Below are 1,609 nucleotides of genomic sequence, written 5' to 3' on the forward strand. Positions count from 1 at the left end.
TATGTCAGAGACAGTTATTGAGCATCAAACTTTAAATTGAAGAGTTTGATCATGGCTCAGATTGAACGCTGGCGGCAGGCTTAACACATGCAAGTCGAACGGTAACATGAGTGCTTGCACTTGATGACGAGTGGCGGACGGGTGAGTAATGTATGGGGATCTGCCGAATGGAGGGGGACAACAGTTGGAAACGACTGCTAATACCGCATAATGTTGAGAAACCAAAGCATGGGACTTTCGGGCCATGCGCCATTTGATGAACCCATATGGGATTAGCTAGTTGGTAGGGTAAAGGCTTACCAAGGCGACGATCTCTAGCTGGTCTGAGAGGATGACCAGCCACACTGGAACTGAGACACGGTCCAGACTCCTACGGGAGGCAGCAGTGGGGAATATTGCACAATGGGGGAAACCCTGATGCAGCCATGCCGCGTGTATGAAGAAGGCCTTCGGGTTGTAAAGTACTTTCGGTAATGAGGAAGGTGGTGTATCTAATAGGTGCATCAATTGACGTTAATTACAGAAGAAGCACCGGCTAACTCCGTGCCAGCAGCCGCGGTAATACGGAGGGTGCGAGCGTTAATCGGAATGACTGGGCGTAAAGGGCATGTAGGCGGATAATTAAGTTAGGTGTGAAAGCCCTGGGCTCAACCTAGGAATTGCACTTAAAACTGGTTAACTAGAGTATTGTAGAGGAAGGTAGAATTCCACGTGTAGCGGTGAAATGCGTAGAGATGTGGAGGAATACCGGTGGCGAAGGCGGCCTTCTGGACAGATACTGACGCTGAGATGCGAAAGCGTGGGGAGCAAACAGGATTAGATACCCTGGTAGTCCACGCTGTAAACGATGTCGATTTGGAGTTTGTTGCCCTGAGTGATGGGCTCCGAAGCTAACGCGATAAATCGACCGCCTGGGGAGTACGGCCGCAAGGTTAAAACTCAAATGAATTGACGGGGGCCCGCACAAGCGGTGGAGCATGTGGTTTAATTCGATGCAACGCGAAGAACCTTACCTGGTCTTGACATCCACAGAATCTTGCAGAGATGCGAGAGTGCCTTCGGGAACTGTGAGACAGGTGCTGCATGGCTGTCGTCAGCTCGTGTTGTGAAATGTTGGGTTAAGTCCCGCAACGAGCGCAACCCTTATCCTTTGTTGCCAGCGATTCGGTCGGGAACTCAAAGGAGACTGCCGTTGATAAAGCGGAGGAAGGTGGGGACGACGTCAAGTCATCATGGCCCTTACGACCAGGGCTACACACGTGCTACAATGGCGTATACAAAGGGAGGCGACCTCGCGAGAGCAAGCGGACCTCAGAAAGTACGTCTAAGTCCGGATTGGAGTCTGCAACTCGACTCCATGAAGTCGGAATCGCTAGTAATCGTGAATCAGAATGTCACGGTGAATACGTTCCCGGGCCTTGTACACACCGCCCGTCACACCATGGGAGTGGGTTGCACCAGAAGTAGATAGCTTAACCGCAAGGAGGGCGTTTACCACGGTGTGGTCCATGACTGGGGTGAAGTCGTAACAAGGTAACCGTAGGGGAACCTGCGGTTGGATCACCTCCTTACGAAGTGCTCGTAAGTGTTCACACAGATTGTTTGTTTA

Annotated in this window: 1 rRNA gene; it reads left to right on the plus strand. The window is 51.3% G+C overall.

Annotated features, from left to right (window positions below):
* The first annotated feature begins 33 nt into the window (after positions 1-33).
* A 16S ribosomal RNA gene (locus B6C84_RS11410) occupies positions 34-1,571 on the plus strand.
* Positions 1,572-1,609: the final 38 nt, after the last annotated feature.

The organism is Gilliamella apis, from assembly GCF_002142155.1.
GTDB classification, from domain to species: Bacteria; Pseudomonadota; Gammaproteobacteria; order Enterobacterales; family Orbaceae; genus Gilliamella; species Gilliamella apis.